Source organism: Streptosporangium sp. NPDC006013 (genome assembly GCF_040614275.1).
Lineage (GTDB): Bacteria > Actinomycetota > Actinomycetes > Streptosporangiales > Streptosporangiaceae > Streptosporangium.
The window spans coordinates 1-5,002 of record NZ_JBEXUE010000624.1 but is presented as its reverse complement, the minus strand read 5'-3'; the positions used below and the strand labels follow the sequence as shown (position 1 = coordinate 5,002).

Below are 5,002 nucleotides of genomic sequence, written 5' to 3'. Positions count from 1 at the left end.
GCGCCTGGCCGGTGACCTGGTCCTGCAGGGCGTCGTCGGCGAGGAGGTCGGCGACCACGAGGCGGGCACCACCGCGGTGCTGGAGGCCGGGTTCGGCGCGGACGCGGCCATCGTCTGCGAGCCGTCCGGGCAGGCGGGCACCCTGCCGGCGTCGGTGCCGGTGACGCCGGGCCTGCTCTGGTTCAGCGTCTCCCTGGAGGGCAAGACCGCGCACTCCGGGCTGCGGGGCATGACCGTGCACCCGACCCTGGAGGGCGACGCGCTCGGCGTCAACACCGTCGACAAGTTCTGGGTCGTCTACCAGGCGCTGCGCGCGCTGGAGGACGACTGGGCCCGGCACAACCGGCACCCGCTCTTCCCGCCCGGCTACTTCAACCTGCTGCCCGGCGTGCTGCGGGCCAACCCCTCGGGCATCCTGGTGCCCTTCTTCCTCGCCGACGAGCTGGTCGTGGAGTACTGCGTCTACCACCACCCCGACCGGTCCAACGAGGAGGTCATGGCCGAGATCGAGTCCCGGGTCATGGACGCCTGCCGCACCGACCCGTGGCTGCGCGAGCACCCGCCGGTGTTCGAGTGGAAGCTGCTCTGGCCGCCGTACTCGCTGCCCGACGACGCCCCGCTGAGCGCGACGCTGGTCGGCGCGCACACCACGGCGGCCGGCGGGCAGCCGCCGCTGACGACCGGTTTCATGGGCGTGTGCGACCTGACCTGGATGGACCGCAAGGGCATCGGCGGCCTGGTGTACGGCCCGGGCGTCGGCTACACCGCGCACGCGGAGAACGAGTACGTGGAGATCGCCCAGCTGGTGCAGTCGGCGAAGACCTACGCGCTGACCGCGATCGACTGGTGCGGGCTAGCGGACGAGCGGTGAGCACCGGGCGGCCGCGAGGCTGGGAACCGCCGATGGGCGGTGGGCGATGGGCCGCGAGCGGCGGGTGAGCGGTGGACGTCCACCGGGCGGCGCTCGACCCGAGGACTGCGTTCTCTTTTCGTACGGTTCGTGGCATGATCCCTTCCTTGCGACGCGCCGCACGATCCGGCGGTCGTCCATGAGGAGGCAACATGCTCGGCACCCCTGAGCCGCGCACCGTCGCGGCCCAGCTCCGCGACGTGCTGCCCAAGCTGCCCCGTGCGGAGCAGCGGGTCGCCCGCACCCTGCTCGCGGGCTACCCGACCGCCGGTCTGGAGCCGCTGGCGACCGTCGCGAGCCAGGCCCAGACCAGCCCGGCCACCGTGCTGCGGCTGGCCTACCGGCTGGGCTTCGAGGGCTACCCGGAGTTGCAGCAGGCGCTCAAGCGCGAGACCCAGCAGCGCTACTCCTCTCCCCTGGCCCAGTACGGCAGTGCCGAGGAGGACACCGGCAGGGTGCTGAGCCGGTCCCGCCGGGTGCTGCTGGACGCCACCGCCATGACCTTCGACCAGCTTCCCGAGGGGGAGCTGGTCAAGGCCGCGGAACTGCTGGCCGACCCCGGCCGCCGCATCTCGGCGGCCGGTGGCCGGTTCAGCACCATCCTGGCCCAGTACCTCATCGCCCACCTGCACCAGTTGCGTCCCAACGCGACGTACATCGCCGGGTCCACCGCCGACCACGCCGCCCACCTGCTCGACATGGGCCGCCGCGACGTGCTGGTGCTCTTCGACTACCGGCGCTACCAGCGCGAGACGATCGCCTTCGCCCGCGCCGCCGCGGCGCGCAACGTGAAGATCGTGCTGCTGACCGACCCGTGGCTGTCGCCAGCCGCCACGGTGGCGGATGTCGTACTGCCCGCCCAGGTCCGCTCGCCTTCCCCGTTCGACTCGCTGACCCCGGCGGTCGCGCTGCTCGAAACGCTGGTCGCCGCGGTGGTCGAGCAGCTCGGCGAGGCAGGCAGGAGCCGGGTGGCCGAGTACGACCAGATGGCCGACGACGTGCTGCGCGAGGACGACGGGCCGCTCACCCCGACCGGCCCCGGCACCGAGCCACCCCGCGGGACCCGGACGACCTCGGAAACCCCCTCCTGACGGCACTCCTGACAGCACTCCTGACGGTGCCCCGTACGCGTTGGCCGCCACCGTGTGCCAACGAGTACGGGTCACGCCCGATGCCCTCGGAGGCTCGGTCGTCAGGCCGCGCAACCGGCGTACTCGTCGCGGCGCCGGAGCATGGCGACCAGCATCAGCGGGAACATCGCCACGTGGGCGAGCGTCATCACGGCCCCGCCGTCGACGAGACCCAGCCAGAGCAGCGGGAAGAGCGGCACGACGGGGACGAACATGGCCGCGCACATCTCCAGGGTGGCCGCCCAGCCGTGGCCCCGGTAGCGCATCCAGATCGCCATGCCGACGGACATGTCGAACGCCATCAGCAGGTAGGCGAGCTCGGGCTGCCGCTCGTGGGAGAAGCCGAGCCCGACGGCGGACAGGAGCATTCCCAGGACGAACATGCCGGCGAACATCGCGATGACCATCTCGACGTAGTGCCAGGCGAACCTGCGCCAGCGGCGGGTGACGGGTGCTGTCTGAGTCATGCCTCCACCGTGCCGCCGTACCGGCCGCGTGCCAAGAAAGGCCGCCACAGAGGTCCGGAAACCTGGGATTCCTGTCCTTTCTGACATACGCTCGCCCCGTGATCGAACGCCGGATCGCCGTCATCGGATACGACGCGGCGGAGTTGCTCGACATCGCCTGCGTGACCACGACTCTGGAGAGCGCGAACTGGCACGGTGCCGATCCCTCCTACCTCCTTCGCCTGGCCACCCCCGGAGGCCGTCCCATCACCTGCGGCACCGGCCTGACACTCCAGGCCCAGGAGGCCCTCGAACGGGTCGCCGGGCCGCTCGACACGCTCATCGTGTCGGGAGGCATGGGCCACGAGGCCGCGGCCGGCAACCGATTGATCGTCGCTCACGTCCGCCGCCTGGCACGCGAGAGCCGCCGCGTCGCGTCGGTGTGCACCGGAGCCGACATCCTGGCCGCCGCGGGCCTGCTCGACGGCCGGCGCGCCACCACCCACTGGCAGTCTGCGCACGAGATCGCCGCCCGCTACCCGAAGGTCGACATCGATCCCGGCCCGATCTTCATCCGGGACGGGGACACCTACACCTCCGCCGGCATCACCAGCGCGCTGGACCTCACCCTCGCCCTCATCGAGGAGGACCACGGCGCCGAGCTGGCACGGCGGGTGGCGCGGAGCCTGGTGACCTACCTGCAACGCCCCGGCAACCAGGCGCAGATGAGCATGTTCACCGCCGTCGGATCTCCGGAGAACGGCCTGGTCAAGCAGGTCGTCGAGCACATCACGGGACACCTGGACACCGACCTGACCACGGCCACGCTGGCGAGTGGCGCGGGCGTGAGCGAGCGGCACCTGACCCGCCTGTTCCTCAGGCACCTCGGGCGGACCCCGGGCCGGTTCGTCCGCCAGGCCCGCGCCGAGGCCGCCGCGCACCTGCTGGTCTCCACCTCCCTGCCGATGGCCAGGGTGGCGGCCCGCTGCGGCTTCGGAACCACGGAGACACTGCGCCAGGCATTCGCCGACCGCTACGGAATCCCCCCCTCGCGCTACCGCGCCACGGCGACCTCCACAGGGCAGGATCACCTGAAAGTCGCCGGGAGAAGCTCGACACAGTAAGTGATCCTGTCTCGGCGGCAGGCCTCACCCGACAATGTCAGCACCCTTGAAGACGGGCCTGCCTACGCCACCGCGGAGCACGGAGGTGGCGGCAATGACGGCCGTGCTGGAGGCTTAGGGAATCCCGAGCCGAGGTCACTCCGTGCTCGGGCGACGCGATTACTTTCGTGTTCTCTTGTATTCAGCGAGAGCGGTACGGATGTCGGCGGTGGCGGTGTCCTTTCCGAACATGCTGTAGACGGTGATCTCATGCTCCGCGGATTCGCCGAAAGGCTCGTCGCCGCCACCGTCACTATCCCACCGGCGCTCTCGCTGGTACTCATCGTAGTGTCCGATGAGGGTGGCGCACCCGGCCTGGACACGTTTCACGCCCGCCCAGGCTCCACCACACGCCGGACGTTCGGTGAAGACCCAGTCGAGAACGTATATCCTGGGCCAGTCCTCCGTCTTCTTGAGTTCGACGAGTCTCTCGTTGAAATGAAAGAACTGATACTCCGAGTGACTGTTGTTGACTCTGGCCTTCTTCCCGTAAATGCCGTACTCCACCATCACCCCAACGCCCGTGCTGGTCGCGGTGAGCACCAGGTCGGGGAATACATCCGGCGAACACAGGTGCGGGTTTTTTTCGCGTCGGGTGAAATGGAACGTTGCAATGTTCTGGCCGGGCGTGACTCCCCCGTCCATGCGGAGCCTGGCCGCCGCCGACGTGTACACGCCCTGACCGTACGCCTCATTTTGCACCCATTCGTACTTCATGCATTCTCCCTTTGCCCTGCGGGCTTTCACGACATTCGGACGTTACGTCACGGTACGTAATCTGTCGAGTTATACATATCTCCCCCAAACGCCTATATCACCAGCCACCACTCTTATGCGACAGGGCGTTAATCACCCCGATTTGCCGTGACCATACTCCGCCACCCCGGCCCGACCATCACTACAAGAAGAAATAATCGTGTACTCAATTCACGTGGGCTTCAGTGAAATCGGGATACCGGCCGCACTCCGATGGTGTCACCGCACGAGAAACGTCGCCACCAGGGCGAGTTGCGGGAAAAAGCGAGCACCACGCTAACCACGGGTTGAACGTCTGCCGACCTACCCGCTCCTAACGTTTCCATAGTCGACAAAAGTCGGCGTCGGACCGAAGGGGTGGGTCATGCGGCGGCTGAGAAGTGAGCGGCGAAGGCCCGGTGTGATCACCCCCCTGATCGGGCTGGCGGCGTGCGTCCTGTCCGCCTGTGCGGGCGAGCGACCGGCGTCGGCGCCGGGCCCGCTTCACCACGCCGGGGCCGCCGGTGGGACGCCGACCGCCACATCGCCGGGCGGTGCGGCGAGCGCCCCGGCCACCGGATCGGCCACCGGATCGGCCACAGAATCGGCCGATCCGGA

Annotated in this window: 5 protein-coding genes; 3 read left to right on the top strand and 2 right to left on the bottom strand. The window is 69.1% G+C overall.

The features are described from left to right. A partial coding sequence (locus ABZ260_RS46390; protein WP_355631060.1) for a M20/M25/M40 family metallo-hydrolase occupies window positions 1–871 on the top strand: 871 nt, incomplete at its 5' end. Between the two features lie 191 nt (window positions 872–1,062). After that, entirely contained in the window at window positions 1,063–2,001 is a 939-nt protein-coding gene (locus ABZ260_RS46385) for a MurR/RpiR family transcriptional regulator (RefSeq protein ID WP_355631057.1), read from the top strand. A gap of 101 nt (window positions 2,002–2,102) precedes the next feature. Here ABZ260_RS46385 and ABZ260_RS46380 read toward each other — a convergent pair whose 3' ends face one another. Further along, complete coding sequence (locus ABZ260_RS46380) at window positions 2,103–2,507, bottom strand: hypothetical protein (RefSeq protein WP_355631053.1); 405 nt, start codon at window positions 2,505–2,507, stop codon at window positions 2,103–2,105. Between the two features lie 98 nt (window positions 2,508–2,605). Here ABZ260_RS46380 and ABZ260_RS46375 point away from each other — a divergent pair, with 98 nt between their 5' ends. Further along, on the top strand, window positions 2,606–3,610 hold the full coding sequence (locus ABZ260_RS46375) for a GlxA family transcriptional regulator (protein WP_355631050.1): 1,005 nt from the start codon (window positions 2,606–2,608) through the stop codon (window positions 3,608–3,610). Between the two features lie 159 nt (window positions 3,611–3,769). On the opposite strand, the gene ABZ260_RS46370 is transcribed toward ABZ260_RS46375, so the two are convergent. After that, a complete protein-coding gene (locus tag ABZ260_RS46370; RefSeq protein ID WP_355631047.1) occupies window positions 3,770–4,366 on the bottom strand; it encodes a hypothetical protein in 597 nt (198 codons plus the stop codon). Window positions 4,367–5,002 lie beyond the last annotated feature (636 nt).

Excerpts from the sequence above, each read along its gene's own strand:
- ABZ260_RS46385 (WP_355631057.1), top strand. The coding sequence starts at position 1,063 with ATGCTCGGCACCCCTGAGCCGCGCACCGTCGCGGCCCAGCTCCGCGAC.
- ABZ260_RS46380 (WP_355631053.1), bottom strand. The coding sequence starts at position 2,507 with ATGACTCAGACAGCACCCGTCACCCGCCGCTGGCGCAGGTTCGCCTGG.
- ABZ260_RS46370 (WP_355631047.1), bottom strand. The coding sequence starts at position 4,366 with ATGAAGTACGAATGGGTGCAAAATGAGGCGTACGGTCAGGGCGTGTAC.